The sequence below is a fragment of the Acinetobacter haemolyticus CIP 64.3 = MTCC 9819 genome, assembly GCF_000369065.1.
GTDB classification, from domain to species: domain Bacteria; phylum Pseudomonadota; class Gammaproteobacteria; order Pseudomonadales; family Moraxellaceae; genus Acinetobacter; species Acinetobacter haemolyticus.
Genome location: NZ_KB849807.1, coordinates 1 through 17,512 on the forward strand (window position 1 = coordinate 1; position 17,512 = coordinate 17,512).

The following is a 17,512-nucleotide window of genomic DNA, read 5'->3' on the forward strand; positions in this document are numbered from 1 at the left end:
TTGTTTATCAACAAGTTTTTATCTGCATCACCGCCGATGGATGTGCATTCTACAGCATTCACAACCCAACACAACCCCTTTTCTTATTATTTCCTTTTGCATGTTTCTTTTTTCGACAAAAAAGGTGGGTTTGTCTATTTTATCCGCGAAAATATGCACTTTTTATCGTTCTGAATGAAAAAAGATGCCCGTATTGGACATCTTTTTTATTTTGATTGATCGATTAGGCTTAACTACGAACCACATTGAGGAAATATAAGTGCCGTTCATATTGATCAATAATGTCTTGGATCAAATCTTCTTGTGTCCAATCCATCACATCATAATTTTGACCACCTTCTCGTAGAAATACTTCAGCTTGAAAGTATTCTCGGTCTTCATCCTCAGCCTCACTTTGCCCCAACATAAAACTAGGTGGCGTGGTTTGATGTGAAAAAACCGTATATTCAAAATTAATTTCCTGATGGTGATCCACACGTAAGCGTAAACCTTGTTCGGTTTCATCAATACTGACTTGTAATTTACGGCGTTTAAATTCAGCTTGTACAGCCTCAAACGCTTTTCTTACTTGTGTCGCAATATATTGCTTGACCTCTTCTTCAGTATGCGGGTAATGCATGATCAAACCTAAGCGTTGCTGCCAACTGCGCGGGTTGTTCATCGCTCTCGGTGTTGTTCGTGCCTCAGTCAACATTTTGGCTTTGGTCGCATCAAGATTTAATGCTTTTAATAAACCCCAGCTCATCAGCAACATGATTAACGCAAATGGCAGTGCGCTGACTAACATTGATGCCTGCAAAGTTGATAAACCACCAACCAACAACAAACAGATCGTCAGTGTTGCAATCAGTACCACCCAAAATACTCTTTGCCATGCAGGCGTTTCCTCATTTTTGGCAGTTAAATAGTTCACCACTAATGCACCTGAATCGGCTGAGGTCACAAAGAAGAGTAGAACCAGTATCGCAGCCAATAAGCTCATGACACCAGAAAGCGGCAAATGATTTAAAAACTCAAAAAGAGCAACTGATGAATCTTCTTGTACCATTTGCATCAAGGCAATATTGTTTTCTTGCATGATGCTAAACAGTGCGGCATTCCCCCAAAATCCCATCCATACAATCGTGAAGCCTGTTGGAATAAGAATGACCCCAAGAATAAACTCTCGAATGGTACGTCCACGGGATACGCGAGCAATAAACATCCCTACAAATGGAGACCAAGCAATCCACCAAGACCAATAAAATACGGTCCAACCGCCAATCCAGCCTGTTGACTCATAAGCTTGAAGATTAAAGGTCATCACAAATAGATTTGAAAGGTACTGTCCAGTATTTTCAACCGTAGTACGTAATAGATGTAATGTCGGTCCAACTAAAAAAACAAAGGTAACCAAAACGACGGCAAGGATTAAGTTCAGCTCAGATAAGCGTTTCACCCCCTTTTCTAGACCTGCAAATACAGATAAAGCTGCCAAAATACTGACAAAAATAATCAGCATAATCTGTGTAGATGTGCTTTGATCAAGACCAAACAAATAGTTTAAGCCTGCATTGACCTGTAACACACCGAAACCTAATGAAGTCGCAACTCCAAAAATCGTACCAACGGTCGCAAAGGTATCAATTGCATCTCCCCAACGCCCATAAATACGTTTACCAATAATCGGATATAAGGCAGAACGTGTTTTAAGCGGTAAATTATGACGATAAGCAAAATATGCCAGTGATAAACCTACCAACGCATAAACAGCCCATGCATGTACTCCCCAGTGGAAGAAAGTAATTCTCAATGCCTCTTTGGCTGCTTGCACTGTTTCAGGATCACTATTTGGTGGGGTTACATAGTGCATAACCGGTTCAGCCACACCAAAGAACATCAGTCCGACGCCCATACCTGCAGTAAACAGCATCGCAAACCATGAACCTTTACTATAGTCTGGCTGACTATGATCTGGGCCTAGTTTAATATTGCCACTTGCAGAACAGGCGATATAAACCAAAAGAACAAGAAAAATCGCCACACATAAAATATAGAACCAACTAAAAGAATCGGTAATCCATTGTTTTGCTTGGGCAGATAAACTCTCAAAAATACCAGGGGTAAAGATTGCAAACGAAAGGAATACGCAAATAATCAATACCGTGCTAAAGAAAACATTTCGGTTGACGTTGGACAACCAAGATGGTGTTTTGGAATGCATATTTTCTCCATACTATTCTAATAGCTATTGCGTCGCTTCGGCACACTAGAAGACGGAAAGTGAATAATTAAAAACGTCTAAACTATAAAAAAACTCATCAGAGTTTATAAAAGGAATTATCAAAGCTGTGGGTACAGAAATGATAACTTTCCAATAAAAAACCACTATGTCGGTTATTTTTTAGGGTAACAAAGAATGTACTGAACACCTAATCATCAACCACTTTGCTCACCAATACACTACACATTACTGTGCGTTGATAATCACAATGTGACATTTAATCCGTCGTTAAAAAGGCAATAATCATTTTCGCTAATTCTTGTTGAAGTCTTTGTTCTTCAATTAAAAATGTATTTTTACTGGCATAACGCATCATGGTAAATAAAGTACTATTGATAATCACAAAAGATTTATGCTTTAAGGTTTCAAAGTCCCACTGGGGATAATATCGCCCAAACAAATACATCCCTATTTCTAGAAAATGTTGTTCCAAAACCTGTGCGGCTTCAGACTCACTATAGGCATGCCAATTTTTTAAAATCTCAATAAAAAAGCCTTGATCAGACTTTAATGTTTCGAAACCAAAGGCAATGCTTAATGTGATGATGTCTTGAATAGAAGCTTGCTCTTGCAAGACCACTAACTGTTTTAAAGCTTGCCCCAAATTTTCACTTTTACGTAATAGCAACTCGGCAATAATTTGCTCTTTATTTTCGAAGTATTGATAAATCGAGCCAACACCAACACCTGATTTTTCAGAAATTTTAGGCGTGGTGACCTGTAGCACCCCATGCTCAGCAATGCATTTTTGAGCACCCTCTAAAATACTTTCCACAATCATTTTGGCACGTTGTTGCTGTGGGCGTTTTCTCATGTACAGCCTCGATTTAAATGCGAATTGAATGCGAATATTTATTCGTATTAAGCTTTGATTAGATAATAATCTAAGGCGTGATGCAATGCTAAATCTAAATAAACCTAAGCGTTTGGCTTCCTATGAAAAAATGGTCCAATCCAGTATCACCAGCAAAGTATTAAGTTATTTAGTTAACCAAGACATACAGCCAAATTATGACGAATATCTGGCACTCAATACAGCATTACAAAGTGGTGACGAGCCAATGGATCAAGTGATGCAGTGGATGTTGCAAAACCCCAAACTACACCGTAAGTATTTTGAAACCGCACTTTATGAAGGACTCGATAAACTCCCCCATAACATTCCAGAGCTTACTGATTTTTTTCATTTGGTTGAACAAAAACCAGTTTGGTATGAGCAACATAAAATTGACGCTGCAATCAAATTTACCTATCGACTAGGTATCAATAATGGTTTGATTTTAAGAGATTTATCATTAATGACAGGCTACATGTATCCTGGATTTAATCAGCCATTGATTTTGACAGGTGCATTAAAAAAACAAGCTGGCACTCGTCTTGCTGAAACCACGAAATGGTGGGTGGATATCACTGAACCAGATGGCTTTACACGTTTTAGTAAAGGTTTTACCTCAACGATCTACGTTCGTTTCATTCACGCTCTGGTTCGCCATCAACTGAGAAAGTCAGAAAAATGGGATGCTGAAACATGGGGTCTTCCAATCAATCAATATGACCAAGCAATGACCAATATTGCATTTAGTGGCGTGGTTTTAATTGGTATCCGCGCTCTCGGTATTTTCCCAAATAAACAGGAAGTCGATAGTTTTTTACATTTTTGGAAATATGCAGGCTGGTTAATGGGAATTGAAGAGAAATGGCTGGTTGATCAAGAGCGTGATGGTTGGAAACTCATTTACTGGATGCAGTTTGCTCATCCTAAATCTGATGCGAGCAGTATTTCACTGGGATCTAGCCTTTCCAAAGAACCTTTTGAACGTCAATACCGTTATTTACGTACTTTTCAACAGAAACTCGCCTATAAACAACATTTAGAAATTACCCAGTTTTTTATTGGTCGTAAGAAAATGAAACGCCTTGGTTTAGATGCTCAGTCTGCGTCATGGTTTGCTTACTATCTGATACTTCGTAATCTCACCCTCTATACCAGTGCCAAATATATTGCGCCAATCAACCAATTTCTTGAACGAAATGGACGACAACTACAGAAAACGGGGCTGTCGTTATATCGAAAGCAATCACAACAACTTGCCAGTATGCATCAATAACAATTGAAAAAGCCCTCAATCAATTGAGGGCTCTATCTTTATATCAACATGTTGATTAGTGATCAGATGCACCTGTAGCACCCACCCCAGTCATTGAACGAACATACTGTGCATCAAATGCTTTACGCTCTTTTTCAGCACGTGCTGACTTATCCGTTACAGAGAAGAACCAGCAGCAGAAGAATGAGAGTGGCATCGCAAATAATGCTGGACCGTTGAATGGGTTTGGTGCAGTGTCAGAAATACCCAACGTATCAACCCAAACAGCTTTAGAAAGAATGATGAGGCTGACCGCACCAATCAAGCCTACTAAACCACCGATAACTGCGCCACGTGTAGTCAACCCTTTCCAGAACATAGATAACACTAAAATCGGGAAGTTTGCACAACATGCAACCGAGAATGCTAAACCGACCATGAATGCAACGTTTTGTTTTTCGAATAAAATACCAAGTACCATCGCAAAAACAGCTAAACCTAAAGTTGCAATTTTTGACATACGTAGCTCAGATGCAGGCGTAGTTTTCCCTTTTTTGAATACGTTTGCATAAAGATCATGTGAAATCGCTGATGCACCTGACAGAGTTAATCCAGCAACCACCGCTAAAATTGTGGCAAAAGCAACCGCTGAGATAAAGCCCATGAATAAATCGCCACCGACGGCATCACTCAGATGCACCGCAGCCATGTTATTCCCACCCATCAACTCTAACTTTCCAGTGACTGCCATTTTTGCAACATCAAGGAATTGCGGGTTGTTGGCAACGAATAGGATTGCACCAAAACCAATGATAAAGGTTAAAAGGTAGAAGTAACCAATGAAACCTGTGGCCACTACAACCGATTTACGTGCTTCTTTCGCATCTTTAACGGTAAAGAAGCGCATTAGAATATGTGGTAAACCAGCCGTACCAAACATTAGCGCAAGACCCAGTGAAACAGCATCAATCGGATTTGCTGTCAACGAACCAGGACTCATAATTCTTAAAGCTTCATTCCAGCTTAAGTTATGCGCTTGACCATAGGCTTCAATCGCTTGATTGAACATATTGGTAAAGCTGAACCCAACACCTTTCATCACCATAAAGGCCATGAAAGTTGCACCGCTGAGTAACATCACTGCTTTAATGATCTGTACCCATGTCGTTGCCAACATCCCACCGAACATGACATACGCCATCATCAGTAAGCCAACAATCACTACCGCAACATTATAGTTCAGACCAAAGAGTAGTTTAATTAACTGACCTGCACCTACCATTTGTGCAATCAGATAAAATGCAACCACCACCAATGAACTCATTGCCGCAAGAGTACGTACAGGCTTCTCTTCCAGACGGAAAGACACCACATCTGATAAATTATATTTACCTAAATTACGTAAACGCTCGGCAATTAAGAACAATACGATGGGCCAACCGACCATAAAACCGAGTGAGTAAAGGAGACCATCGAAACCTGACATGAAGACCATGGCAGAAATACCCAAAAACGATGCGGCAGACATATAGTCACCAGCAATCGCCAAACCATTTTGGAAACCGCTAATACCGCCACCCGCAGTATAGAAGTCTTTAGCAGATTGAGTTTGCTTTGCGGCCCACTTGGTAATGAATAGCGTTAAACCAACAAAAATTGCGAACATGATAATCGCATGCCAGTTGGTTGCTTGTTGCTCTGCCGCGCCCAAATCAGGTCCTGCAAATGCAATACTTGAACAACAAAAACTGATCACCGCGAAAAGTTTTGCTGTAAATGACATTCCTTTCATCTTAGTGCATCCCTTTTTCATGCGTAATCGCCTCAACTTCCTTGAGTGCTTCTTCGTTTAATTGATCAAGTTTATTATTGGCAATATAGGAATAGACACCACATAATAAAAATGACAACACGATGATGCTCAAACCAAGGGGGATACCTACAGTGGTTACTCCTCCGCTAAATGAGCTTCCTAAAAATTCTTTGTTGTAGCCGACCAAAAGCATAAAACCGACATAGATAAACAGCATAATTCCTGTGAGCGTCCAGCTTAAGATGCTTTTCCTTCTCACCATTTCCTTAAATTTTGGATTTCGTAGAATCTGATCTACTTGTGAATCATCCATAACCAACTCCTTATTTTTGTGTCCGACCATGGACCCCTTTTTCTCTACGGGATTCTTCACTATCCAAGTTAGCAAGTTTATGATGATGCCGTAACTTAGACTTTGGTCGCTACAAACGCATTGATACACATCTCCAAGCCCGTGCTTCGGGTATGATAAAAAATGGAATTTGATCACGTGAGCAATATGAACAGTTGGCTTATTCTTGGCATACTCGCACTTTATATTGCGCTGTTATTTGGTTGTGCTTTTTTTGGAGAAAAACACGCCAGTCGCCTCAGTGCACGTGGTCGAATGCTGCTATTCAGCCTGACCTTAGGGGTATATTGTTCATCTTGGACATTTTACGGAGCAACAGGTGCAGCTGTCCGTGATGGAATCCTGTTTCTACCTATTTATCTTGGGCCCTTATTATTTATTTGGTTTGGTTATGATATTTGGAAACGTTTAGGACGTATCCGACAATACCATTCCATTTCTTCCATCGCTGATTTCATTGCTGCTCGCTACGGCAAAAGTGGTCGTTTGGCAGCCTTAGTAACGATATTGGCAGTAATCGCGATCGTACCTTATCTCGCCCTTCAGCTCCATGCGATTGCCTTAAGTGCGGCAGTAATTTTAGAACCCAACTCACAAATTCATACCACGACCAACAGTGTCTTGATGCTTACAGCGCTGTTAGCCATTTTGGCAATGATTTTCGGAACACGTCATATTGCAAATACTGAACAACACGGTGGGCTCATGCTTGCCGTCGCGTTTGAATCTTTTGTCAAATTGTTTGCTTTACTCTGTGTTGCTGGATTTTTCTTGTTGCAGTCCCCTGAAAACATTAAACAGGTCAGCCATGATGTATCGCAGCATTTTTATAATGTACAGCAACTCGGCGTACCTGAAACCTTCTGGGTTCAAACTTTACTTGCTGCCCTTGCGATGATTTGCCTTCCACGCCAATTTCATGTTGCTGTGGTTGAACTTCGTGATGAAAAGCATATTCATGGCGCACGACTCTGGTTTGCCATCTATTTAATTTTAACAACACTCGCGATCATCCCTATCGCGAGTTGGGCTTTAAATGCCCTTCCTGAATCATTGGGCACCTCAGATATTGCTGTTTTAGCATTACCACTCAGCTATCAGCAGGATTGGCTGGCGCTTTTAGCTTTCTTGGGAGGCTTTTCCGCATCCACAGGAATGTTACTGGTTGCGTCAGTCGCACTTTCCATCATGCTGAGTAACGATTTGATTATGCCTGCACTTTGGCATTTCAAAGTGATTTCTCGACATGATCCCCAGCTTCCCAAAGTGCTTAAGCTAACACGGCGCATCAGTATTCTGAGTGTTATGTTACTCGGCTTTTTATTTTTTAATTTCTTTAATGATATTAATCAACTTTCAGTATTTGGTCTTTTAGCATTTAGTGCCGTAGCACAATTCGCACCTTCTCTCATCGGCGGATTATATTGGCGTGGTGCGAGTCGCCAAGGGGTCTATGTCGGATTGATCGTTGGTTTTTTCATGTGGAGTTATACTCTACTTTTTCCGACCTTATTACGCAGTCTGCCTGAAGATTATCAGAACATTGCCCAACATATCTTATTGTTTGGGCCGTTTAACATTCATAGCCTCCGTCCTGAAGCGCTACTCGGTTTTGAGTCGTTTGCGCCATTAACACACGGTGTGCTTTGGTCTTTAGGATTGAATCTCATTTTATATATCTGGATTTCAAGACTTTACCGCCCAAGTATTGCCGAGCAAATTCAGGCTGAGAGCTTTTTTTATTATGAAACCAAGCCTGTAGCATCTACGCATGCAACTGTAGATCTGAATGATTTACATCAAAATGCAGCTCGGCTCAAAGTTGGAGACTTATTGGCACTTGCCAAACGCATTACGGGAGAACGACCAACCAACCAAGCCTTCCAACAATTCTGCGAACAGAACCACATTGTTTTAAATGAAAATCATGTCGCCAATGGTATGTGGTGGCGGTTCACTGAACAATATCTCGCTGGCATTATTGGGGCAGCCTCTGCACGAACTTTATTGACCACAGCACTCATCAATAATGGTTTGGCCTTGGGACAAGTGGCCAATATTTTGGATCAGGCCTCACAATGGCAACGTTTTAATCAAAACCTGTTGATGACCATGATTGATCACATGACACAAGGTGTAAGCGTGGTCGATAAAAATATGTGTTTGGTTGCTTGGAATAATCAATATTTAAAACTGTTTGATTATCCCAAAGATCTGGTTTATGTCGGTTGCCCGATTGCCGATTTGATTCGTTATAACGCAGAACGTGGTGAATGTGGCCCCGGTCCTGTTGAAGAACATGTACGTAAACGCCTTCACTGGATGAAGGTTGGAAGTGCACATGAGTTTGAGCGAATCCGTAAAGATGGGCGTGTCATTCAAATGCGAGGCAATCCGATTAAAGGCGGTGGTTTTGTTACCACCTTTGCAGATATTACGGCCTTCCGTACCAATGAAGCGGTACTCGAAGAACGTGTGTACGACCGAACCCAGCAGCTTGCAGATGCACTGAAAGAACAGCAATTAGCACTCGAGCAAGCCGATAAAGCCAATCAATCTAAAAGCCGCTTCCTTGCCGCAGCCAGCCATGACTTACTACAACCCATGCACGCTGCACGCTTGTTCAGTACCGCATTAGAACAAAGCGTACATTCAGCCGAAGACCAACAAACACTGCAACAACTTGATCGCGCCTTATATGGGGCGGAGAGCATGTTGTCTGCACTGCTAGATATTGCACGATTAGAAGGCGGAACGATCCAGCCTAAACGTCAAGCTTACGCACTACATGATTTACTCAGCGATCTTGAACTGCAATTTAAATCGATTGCCGCTCAACGAAAGATTCAGCTCCATGTCCACGATACAAAATTTTGGGTCGATACTGACCCACAATGGATGCGACGTATTATCCAAAACTTTGTCAGTAATGCACTGCGTTATACTGCCCAAGGTCGTGTCGTGGTCGGTGTTCTACGTTCAGCCCAGCGTCCACATCATATCCGGATTGGTGTATGGGACACAGGACCAGGCATTAATGAACAACAACGGATCAAACTTTTCCAAGAGTTTGAACGCTGCGGACATACCTCACCTTGGGGAGAACAAGGACTGGGGCTTGGCTTGGCTATTGTCCAACGCATGACTCATTTATTGGATTTTCCAGTCTATGTGTACTCTGAATTAGGCAAAGGTTCCTGCTTTATGATTGAAGTGCCTTTGGCGGAAGCAAGAAAATCTCATGTCGTACCTACACAAAATACTGCGCTGCAACATACTGCCTACAAAGTACTATGCCTAGACAATGACGAGACCATTCTAGAAGGTATGCGCACCTTATTAGGTAAATGGGGATATAAAATTTTCACTGCCACCGAACCAGTTCAGGCACTTAAAATGATTGAACAAGAAGATATCCAAGTCTGGTTGATCGATCAGCATTTAAACCATGACCAACTCGGCTTAGATTTTATTGAGCAACATCGACCTACCCATGTACCAGTTGCGTTGATCACCGCAGATTCAGATCCTGAATTACCGCAACGACTCAAAGAGCAAAATATTGTGCTACTTCGAAAACCCTTAAAACCGGCTGCTTTACGGGCATGGTTATCAGGATTAAAAATTATGCCGATGTAATCAATTCTGTGAACTGATTAGAGATTTCTCTTTGGTCAAAAGCGTAATGTCTCAACAAAATAGCAATATATTTTGAAACATAGGCGGAAAGCATCAAAATAATTGGATTTAGCTGATGATTAAGTGACCAAAACGCTCAAAGCTTTTTTGACTATGGCAAAAATGTTCACTTACATTACAGAACATTTGTATATTTATTTACAATTTATCATCCTATTGTTTTCATTAGACTTTAAATACAAAAATCAACACATAAGACTTTAGTCGTATTCTGCTTGCTTTCTGAATAGCGCATAAATTTATGCGAATCACGAGGAACCTAGGTTCATGTTTCATGGGTTTCTCATCATTATTATCAGAAAGGACATTGAACATAAACCAGCAGCCCACAACAGAACTTCGTTCACAGCAATTTTATCGCCAATACAGTGCCAATGCGTTATTGCCAGAATTGGACTGGAATGCGATTTTTGTACAAAATAAATTAAATGACGCGCATATACGTGCACTTGATACGCTTTATCAAACAGCAATTCCTTTGGCTTTAAAGGTCTTTGATGAATTGAATTTTGATGTATTTGCACCTGCTGCATATCAGCCTCAGGGACTTGGACTGTTTGAAAAGCTCGCTCAACAGGAAGAATTGTTTTTAAATACATTAGAAACTGAATCAGCACATCTCGATGAAGAAACACGATATCAAATGTGGAGTATGTTATTACGTGGCGGTGCGGTGCTTGTCTTTAAAGCATGGCTTGGTCATGTCAAAGTAGGGGCTAACCAACTCGATCGTACTCAATTTGATGAGCTTTCAGATTTATTGTTCATCAAAACACGCCCTGAACAATTGGCACAACATTTAAAAATTCGTAGCACAGCTGAATTTGGGCATATTTTCTTGATGTATGAAAATGATGTATTCTTAGATCATTTTAACAGCTTAGAAACGGCTGCTTTGTTTGTTGATCTGGGCGTTTATGATGCTGCATTCTTAAGTCTACGTGATGATCGTGTCGCCGAATATCTCAAAGCCAATGGATATGTCACTCAAGAACAGATTGATGACCTACAATGTGCTCTCAATCCGTTGTACTGCGATAGCCTAATGCCAAAACAAGATTGCTTGGCTTAACCGAACTAAAGCCACAAGATCGATTGTGGCTTTTATTTTTAATATTAGAGCTAAAGAAGGATCTAATCCAGCAAAGTGATCTCATATTTATCTAATTTTCCATCTGTTGTTTTATATAGTTTCAAATAAATTTGTCCAGCCTTATTCCTACCCTCAATTCCTATTCTAAAATCATAAAAACCTGACCTACCCAAACTTTTACCAGCTTTATAAACATTATATTTTTTGATAGCCCCATATTCTTTTTGAACAATTGGATCCTGATATACTATTTCATTGATATATTTTTCATTTTCCTTATTATATATTAAATTAAATGCTAATTTTCCAGCGAAAAACGCAGCTATCAAAAATAAGGGAATAACAATAATTTTTTTCACAACAAACCAACCTTCATTAAATTTTTAAAAATCATATTAATTATTACTGAATAATATGTTCTGCTAAAAACATAGCCTCTAATTTAGTAAACTAAGCAGACCCATCCAACACCTACTTTTAGTAACTGATTACTCAATTGTTTTAAAGAATTTATTATTTTTCCGCATCTACTACGAACATATAAAAACTATAATTATAAAAGTTAGCAAAGTGATTATAAATAATCACTTTGCTATTTTACAATTAGAACTTCATGCTCATGCGCATCCAGTAATTTCGACCAATATTATTGAACTGTTCACTTGCGCCATAACCAAACATCGAAGCGCCTGCTTTATTAAGATGCTCGGTATAAGTTTTATCTAAAAGGTTATCAATACCAACCGAAACATCCATTGCCTTGGTTAATTGATAACTACCGTTCACTGCTAATGTATTAAACGCCTTGCTTTCATTCATATCATAACCCACCACATTCCCTTCATTTAGGCTGATACGATTCTGCTTAGCGACCACACGCCACAATAGCCCCAAGCTATACTTATCCTCGACATAACGAAGATTAATACGTCCTTCTAAAGGTGCAATTTGTGGCAAGGCACGATCATCAGAGGTATTTTTTCCCCAAGCATACATGGTGGATACATCCGCTTGGATCTGATCATTAAATTGGTAACCTACACCCGCTTCTGCCCCAGCAATCGTTGCATCCACATTACGCGCCAAAGGCTGTCTCTTAGCCGGTGTATTATATTCCAACAAAATAAAGTCTTTGATTAAGCCGGCATAAGCAGAAGCCCAAGTATTCCATGCACCATGTTCTGTTTGAAAACCAACATCCAGCTGTGCTGTACGTTCATTTTTGAGATTGTTTAAATTATCAAGCATACGATAGGTGGTTTTCCCCATCATATCGGTTGCTCCAATCCCACGATTTGTTGAAGTGCTATAGAGCTCCCAGAAATCTGGGCTACGTTCAACATAACCCAAGCCTGCATAGGTTTTTACGCCATGTTCAGGCACAGCTTTTTCGATACGAATAAAACCACTTGCCAATGTATCACGGCGATCTTTACCATTTTTCAAGTTATCAATTTTGACTTGATCAATACGTGCACCTGCAACTAGTTTTTGGTCAGAATCAACATTGTAGGTCCACTCGCTAAACCCACCATAAGACTGGAATTTTAAATCTTCAGCATAAGGTGAATTCATTGACGGCATGGCATACATCACCATGTCCCCACCATGTTTATTATGCTGTGTGTCTACGCCTGAAATGACACTAAACTTATCCCAATCAGTTGTTACGGCGAAACGCGTATTTAAGGTCCGGCGATCAACACGCATCGACATTTTATTGGGTATAGTCATGTCCATACCATGCATTTTCATCGTCGTCATGGGTGGTGTACGCAAGCTAAAATTATCCATGATGTGATCGTTATAACTATAATCCACTTGGGCTTCGATCTTTTTAATCACCTCATTTAGATTCTTTTGTTCAGCATGTAAACCAAGGCTTTCTCGTTTAAATTGCGAACCATCCATACTACGGCCTGCATAGGCTGCTTCGCCATCTCCCTTACCAGCACGCAGTTCCAACCATGAATCCTGTGTCGGTTTCCAACCTAAGGCGAGATCAGCATTCCAACGCTCCCAATTAGAATGAACGGTTTGATCATCACCATCTTTATAATTGTCGGCTACGGAGCGATTGGCATTCAAACGTGCATATTTCGTCTCATCCCCAATTGCGGCTTCGACATTGTGATCTAAACGTCCATATGACCCTGTTACCACACTCGCCTGCCCACGATAAGGCTGATCTTTGCTGAGACTCTCTGGTTGACGCTCAAAAATCACCGTGGCAGCCGAACCTGGTGTTGCATACCGTACCGTTTGTGGTCCTTTAATCACGGTAATTTTGTCAAAGCTTTCAGGCTGAATATAAGAGGTTGGGGCATCCATACGACTCGGACATGCCCCTAGATTTTCACTACCATCAACAAGCATTTTAATCCGTGAACCAAACATTCCACGGAACGTTACATCACCATTGGTTCCCCCATTTTTAATCGCATTAAAACCCATAATGCTTTGTAAATAATCTGCCCCATCTGTTGCTGGCACAGGTTGGATGGGCTTCTTCGGATCGGCCTGTACCACCAAACCATTGTTTTGATTGGGTTGTTGTGCGGTGACGACAATCGGTGCAAGTATCACTTGAGCCGTTTGAGATTGTGGTTGAACTTCAGCATTTGCCCATACCATCGCGGTATTTGAGGCAGCAAGAATCGCAACCGTTAATGGTTGTAATAAAAATTTAGGTTGAGCCATGATTGGTCTCTCTTAAAAACATAAGTAAAACTGGGCTAGAGTTATGCAAACCCTAATAAAATAAAGTTTTAATTTATGCTGAAAGAGGTGGAGCCCGCCCTTGGGGCAATAAGAACAATCGTTGTAGTGCAAAATAAACATGCTTAAAAGCTTGCTGATATGCAACTAAACGGATTTGAATCCGAACTAAAACCTCTTTGACGCCAAGCTCAGGTGGCAAGATCAAGTTGGCATAAACGGTACAATATTGGCATTGATGATTGGGATCGTGGTGATCGTGCTGTGACACCGATGCCTGAGTCTGATCAAACTGATGACCAAGATGCGAAGAGTGCTGCGCATGTTGATTATGCGCTGTTATGACTTTCGGTAGTAGCAACGCCTGTGTAATCGTTTCACAGACCGGTGCAATCTGATATTGCTTCGGCAGTAATGGCTGCAAGAATACCGCAATCTGTAAACAGACCGCGGTAAACGCAAGCAATAACCCACAACGAAACAAAGAAAGCATCTTCAAATGATTTTTACAGTTTAGCGTTTAACTGCAACTTTCTCTTTTTCACGTTGACGAACCACTTTTTCGACCTTTTCACGCGCACGTTGGCGTTTTAGTGGTGATAAATAATCAACAAAAAGTTTGCCATTTAAGTGATCCATTTCATGTTGGATACAAACAGCGAGAAGTTCGTCAGCTTCTAACTCAAATGCTTGACCTTCAAGGTTAATTGCTTCGATTTTTACGCGTGACGGACGCTCAACTTTATCGTATATTTGAGGCACAGAGAGACAGCCTTCTTCATAAGGCTGCGTTTCTTCAGTCAGCGGAGTGACTTTGGGGTTAATGAACACCATCGGTTGGTTTTTCTCTTCAGAGAGATCCATAACAATAAGCTGAATATGATGATCAACCTGAGTTGCCGCTAAACCTATACCCGGTGCCTCGTACATGGTTTCAAGCATATCTGCTGCAAGCTGACGAATCTCATCAGTGACTTCTTCGACTGGCTTGGCAATGGTACGAAGGCGGGGATCAGGGAAACTTAGAATAGGTAATAAGGCCATACTGACATCCTCAACTTATGCCGTTGATCAGAAAACCGACTGAAGGGAATGCTTGATCAAAAAAAATTGTGTGTAAAGTCGTTATTATAACGCAACTACACACATAATTTTTAGGAATTATGATAATGAAAAAGGTTTTAAACGGCATACAATCATTTCATGCCTTGGGGTTAAAAAAACAACTGATTGCCGCTGCAATATGTGCAGGACTAGGCATGAGTGTCAATCTTGCACATGCTGCAAGTCCGAACGTTAGTCCACCCTCAGTAAAAGTGGGTGCACCACACGTTTATGTGGTCAAAAAAGGCGATACGCTTTGGGACATTTCAGGTAAGTTTTTAAGCAAGCCTTGGCGTTGGCCTGAGATTTGGGCAAGCAATAAGCACGTTAAAAACCCACATTGGATCTATCCAGGCGATCGCTTATTGCTTTGTAGTTTGAATGGCAAACCATTGGTGGGTAAAGATGAGGGAGATGGCTGTGCGGGTATTATTCGCCGTTATACAGGCAACACCTCAACATTACGCCCACAGGTGCGTGTCGAAGCACTCAACAATAGCATTCCAGTTATTCCACTGGCGCACATTCAACAATGGCTCGAGCGTACTTCGGTTCTTCCAGCTGATGCAATTGCGCATACACCTTATATCTTGGGTACAGCCGATCAACGTGTACTCGCTGGTAAAGGTCAACGTGTTTATGTCCGTGGTAACGGCATTGAAAATGGTCAACGCTATGGCGTATTCCGTGAAGGTGAACCGTACACCATCCTTGATGAACATGGTAAAAAGCACATTCTTGGCGTTGAATTGACCCAAGTTGCTTCAGGTGTTGCCATTAGCACTGAAAAGGATATTACCACTGTTGAGTTAACCGATAGTTATAACGGTGAAGTTCGTCGTGGTGATCGTGTCATGCCTGAACAAGATGCCATGTTACCAACATTGTTCTACCCAACCGATGCAAATCAAGTCACTGATGGCGGTAAAATCATTCGTGTCATGGGTTCAATTGGTACAGCCGCTAAAAATGGTGTTGTCACCGTCGATCGTGGTACAGCTGATGGAATCGAAATCGGACAAGTATTTAATGCTTATCAAGACGGTGAAACAGTTAAAGATCCGAAAACGAAAGAAAATGTCAAATTACCAGGACAGTATGTCGGTAGTGTGATGATCTTTAAGAGCTTTGACCGTATCAGCTATGCGTATGTGCTTGAAAGTGAGTTACCAATAAAAATGGGCTCAAGTATCAAACCACCTCGTTTAGATAACTAAGTAGATGGCATATGTTGAACCAATTATTACCTCACCATTACTCTACCGTGCTGGTGTGGTATTTGGTTCAACATTCACTTTCTAGCTTTCAAAAAATTATCGACTATTTTGGTGATTGCGAACAGGCCACCCAAACTGAGCGTTTTTCTGAGTGGCAACAACTGGGCTTACATGCCAATCATTTAAAACGTTTAGCTGAATTTCAAACACCTGAAGGGCAACAACAATTTGCTCAGTTAGTAAAATTAATCTGTCAACATAGTGATTTTATTTTAACACCCCAAGATATTGGCTATCCAACACAACTGCTCCCTTACTCAGACCATCCACCGATACTTTTTGGACAAGGGAATCCACACGCTTTATTACAACCACAAATCGCGATGGTAGGAAGCCGCAAACCGAGTCCTCATGGGCGCCAAGTCGCTTATGATTTTGCGTATTATTTAAGTGAAAAAGGTTTTTATATTAGTAGTGGTCTAGCCCATGGTATTGATCATGCTGCACATCAAGGTGGATTGGCTCATCAACGTACCATTGCTGTTGTTGGAACAGGATTAGACCGTGTCTATCCAGCTCAGCATCTACAACTAGCCCAGCAAATTGCACAGTCGGGTGCTATCATCTCCGAGTTCATTCCCTCCACTATGCCTTTACAACAACATTTCCCTCGTCGAAATCGTATCGTCAGTGGTTTAAGTCTTGGTGTAGTTGTAGTTGAAGCCGCCATCAAAAGTGGTTCTCTCATTACTGCCAATCAGGCGGCTACCCAAGGAAAAATGGTGTTTGCGATTCCTGGGCATATCTATAGTGAACATCATCAAGGCTGTCACCAACTCATTCGAGAAGGTGCAATCTTAGTCGATCATCCTGAGCAAGTAATCGAGGACTTAGCCTTACCTACTCAATGGCAATCTGAACAACAATCCTCAGAAAAATCCTCAAATGCGGCCCCTAACCTTCCCTCACACTTGGTTGGTCTATATCAATGTTTAGACTGGGTTGGACAAGACATAGACCAACTCACACAACTACAGCAAAGCAATATTGCTGAGCTTACTTCACACCTCATGGAACTTGAGCTATTAGGTTTATGTACACAACAAGGCGGACGCTATTTACGTTGTCGCCCAATGCTTTAAACTAAGCAATGTCTCCTCCTTTTT

General features: G+C 41.1%; 13 protein-coding genes. 5 read left to right on the forward strand and 8 right to left on the reverse strand.

Annotated features, from left to right (window positions below; genetic code table 11):
- Positions 1-229: 229 nt before the first annotated feature.
- Both F927_RS12760 and F927_RS12765 read right to left on the reverse strand, forming a co-directional pair.
- Positions 230-2,203: a BCCT family transporter gene (locus tag F927_RS12760; protein ID WP_005085659.1), complete on the reverse strand. Its 1,974-nt coding sequence runs from the start codon at positions 2,201-2,203 to the stop codon at positions 230-232.
- A 277-nt stretch (positions 2,204-2,480) separates the two neighbouring features.
- The gene (locus F927_RS12765; protein WP_004637514.1) at positions 2,481-3,077 is read right to left on the reverse strand and encodes a TetR/AcrR family transcriptional regulator; all 597 of its coding nucleotides are present in this window, start codon (positions 3,075-3,077) and stop codon (positions 2,481-2,483) included.
- An 85-nt stretch (positions 3,078-3,162) separates the two neighbouring features.
- On the opposite strand from F927_RS12765, the gene F927_RS12770 reads away from it, so the two are divergent.
- Positions 3,163-4,371, forward strand: coding sequence for an oxygenase MpaB family protein (locus F927_RS12770; RefSeq protein ID WP_005085660.1), 1,209 nt, complete (start codon positions 3,163-3,165; stop codon positions 4,369-4,371).
- Between the two features lie 55 nt (positions 4,372-4,426).
- Here the strand turns inward: F927_RS12770 and F927_RS12775 are convergent, their stop codons facing one another.
- Positions 4,427-6,142, reverse strand: coding sequence for a cation acetate symporter (locus tag F927_RS12775; RefSeq protein ID WP_017394442.1), 1,716 nt, complete (start codon positions 6,140-6,142; stop codon positions 4,427-4,429).
- 1 nt (position 6,143) lies between these two features.
- Entirely contained in the window at positions 6,144-6,476 is a 333-nt protein-coding gene (locus F927_RS12780; protein WP_004637510.1) for a DUF485 domain-containing protein, read from the reverse strand.
- A 186-nt stretch (positions 6,477-6,662) separates the two neighbouring features.
- On the opposite strand from F927_RS12780, the gene F927_RS12785 reads away from it, so the two are divergent.
- Positions 6,663-10,154, forward strand: coding sequence for a PAS domain-containing hybrid sensor histidine kinase/response regulator (locus F927_RS12785; protein WP_005085664.1), 3,492 nt, complete (start codon positions 6,663-6,665; stop codon positions 10,152-10,154).
- Positions 10,155-10,488: 334 nt separating this feature from the next.
- The gene (locus F927_RS12790) at positions 10,489-11,286 is read left to right on the forward strand and encodes a hypothetical protein (protein ID WP_005085665.1); all 798 of its coding nucleotides are present in this window, start codon (positions 10,489-10,491) and stop codon (positions 11,284-11,286) included.
- A 62-nt stretch (positions 11,287-11,348) separates the two neighbouring features.
- On the opposite strand, the gene F927_RS12795 is transcribed toward F927_RS12790, so the two are convergent.
- The 4 genes from F927_RS12795 to def form a co-directional block, all read right to left on the reverse strand.
- Positions 11,349-11,666, reverse strand: a complete 318-nt coding sequence (locus tag F927_RS12795) for a hypothetical protein (RefSeq protein ID WP_004637505.1) — start codon at positions 11,664-11,666, stop codon at positions 11,349-11,351.
- Positions 11,667-11,910: 244 nt separating this feature from the next.
- Positions 11,911-14,007 (reverse strand): TonB-dependent copper receptor, encoded by a 2,097-nt coding sequence (locus F927_RS12800; RefSeq protein ID WP_005085666.1) that lies wholly within the window; start codon positions 14,005-14,007, stop codon positions 11,911-11,913.
- Between the two features lie 73 nt (positions 14,008-14,080).
- On the reverse strand, positions 14,081-14,518 hold the full coding sequence (locus tag F927_RS12805) for a DUF2946 family protein (protein ID WP_005085667.1): 438 nt from the start codon (positions 14,516-14,518) through the stop codon (positions 14,081-14,083).
- A 20-nt stretch (positions 14,519-14,538) separates the two neighbouring features.
- A complete protein-coding gene (gene def / locus F927_RS12810) occupies positions 14,539-15,069 on the reverse strand; it encodes a peptide deformylase (RefSeq protein ID WP_004637502.1) in 531 nt (176 codons plus the stop codon).
- Positions 15,070-15,194: 125 nt separating this feature from the next.
- Here def and F927_RS12815 point away from each other — a divergent pair, with 125 nt between their 5' ends.
- On the forward strand, positions 15,195-16,346 hold the full coding sequence (locus tag F927_RS12815; protein ID WP_005085668.1) for a LysM peptidoglycan-binding domain-containing protein: 1,152 nt from the start codon (positions 15,195-15,197) through the stop codon (positions 16,344-16,346).
- 11 nt (positions 16,347-16,357) lie between these two features.
- Positions 16,358-17,488: a DNA-processing protein DprA gene (gene dprA / locus F927_RS12820; RefSeq protein WP_005085669.1), complete on the forward strand. Its 1,131-nt coding sequence runs from the start codon at positions 16,358-16,360 to the stop codon at positions 17,486-17,488.
- Positions 17,489-17,512: the final 24 nt, after the last annotated feature.

What these genes read in the sequence shown, in the direction of transcription:
- F927_RS12765 (WP_004637514.1), bottom strand. Translation starts at nt 3,077, where the DNA reads ATGAGAAAACGCCCACAGCAACAACGTGCCAAAATGATTGTGGAAAGT.
- F927_RS12760 (WP_005085659.1), bottom strand. Translation starts at nt 2,203, where the DNA reads ATGCATTCCAAAACACCATCTTGGTTGTCCAACGTCAACCGAAATGTT.
- F927_RS12805 (WP_005085667.1), bottom strand. Translation starts at nt 14,518, where the DNA reads ATGCTTTCTTTGTTTCGTTGTGGGTTATTGCTTGCGTTTACCGCGGTC.
- F927_RS12785 (WP_005085664.1), top strand. Translation starts at nt 6,663, where the DNA reads ATGAACAGTTGGCTTATTCTTGGCATACTCGCACTTTATATTGCGCTG.
- F927_RS12800 (WP_005085666.1), bottom strand. Translation starts at nt 14,007, where the DNA reads ATGGCTCAACCTAAATTTTTATTACAACCATTAACGGTTGCGATTCTT.
- F927_RS12790 (WP_005085665.1), top strand. Translation starts at nt 10,489, where the DNA reads ATGGGTTTCTCATCATTATTATCAGAAAGGACATTGAACATAAACCAG.
- F927_RS12815 (WP_005085668.1), top strand. Translation starts at nt 15,195, where the DNA reads ATGAAAAAGGTTTTAAACGGCATACAATCATTTCATGCCTTGGGGTTA.
- F927_RS12770 (WP_005085660.1), top strand. Translation starts at nt 3,163, where the DNA reads ATGCTAAATCTAAATAAACCTAAGCGTTTGGCTTCCTATGAAAAAATG.
- F927_RS12780 (WP_004637510.1), bottom strand. Translation starts at nt 6,476, where the DNA reads ATGGATGATTCACAAGTAGATCAGATTCTACGAAATCCAAAATTTAAG.
- def (WP_004637502.1), bottom strand. Translation starts at nt 15,069, where the DNA reads ATGGCCTTATTACCTATTCTAAGTTTCCCTGATCCCCGCCTTCGTACC.
- dprA (WP_005085669.1), top strand. Translation starts at nt 16,358, where the DNA reads ATGTTGAACCAATTATTACCTCACCATTACTCTACCGTGCTGGTGTGG.
- F927_RS12775 (WP_017394442.1), bottom strand. Translation starts at nt 6,142, where the DNA reads ATGAAAGGAATGTCATTTACAGCAAAACTTTTCGCGGTGATCAGTTTT.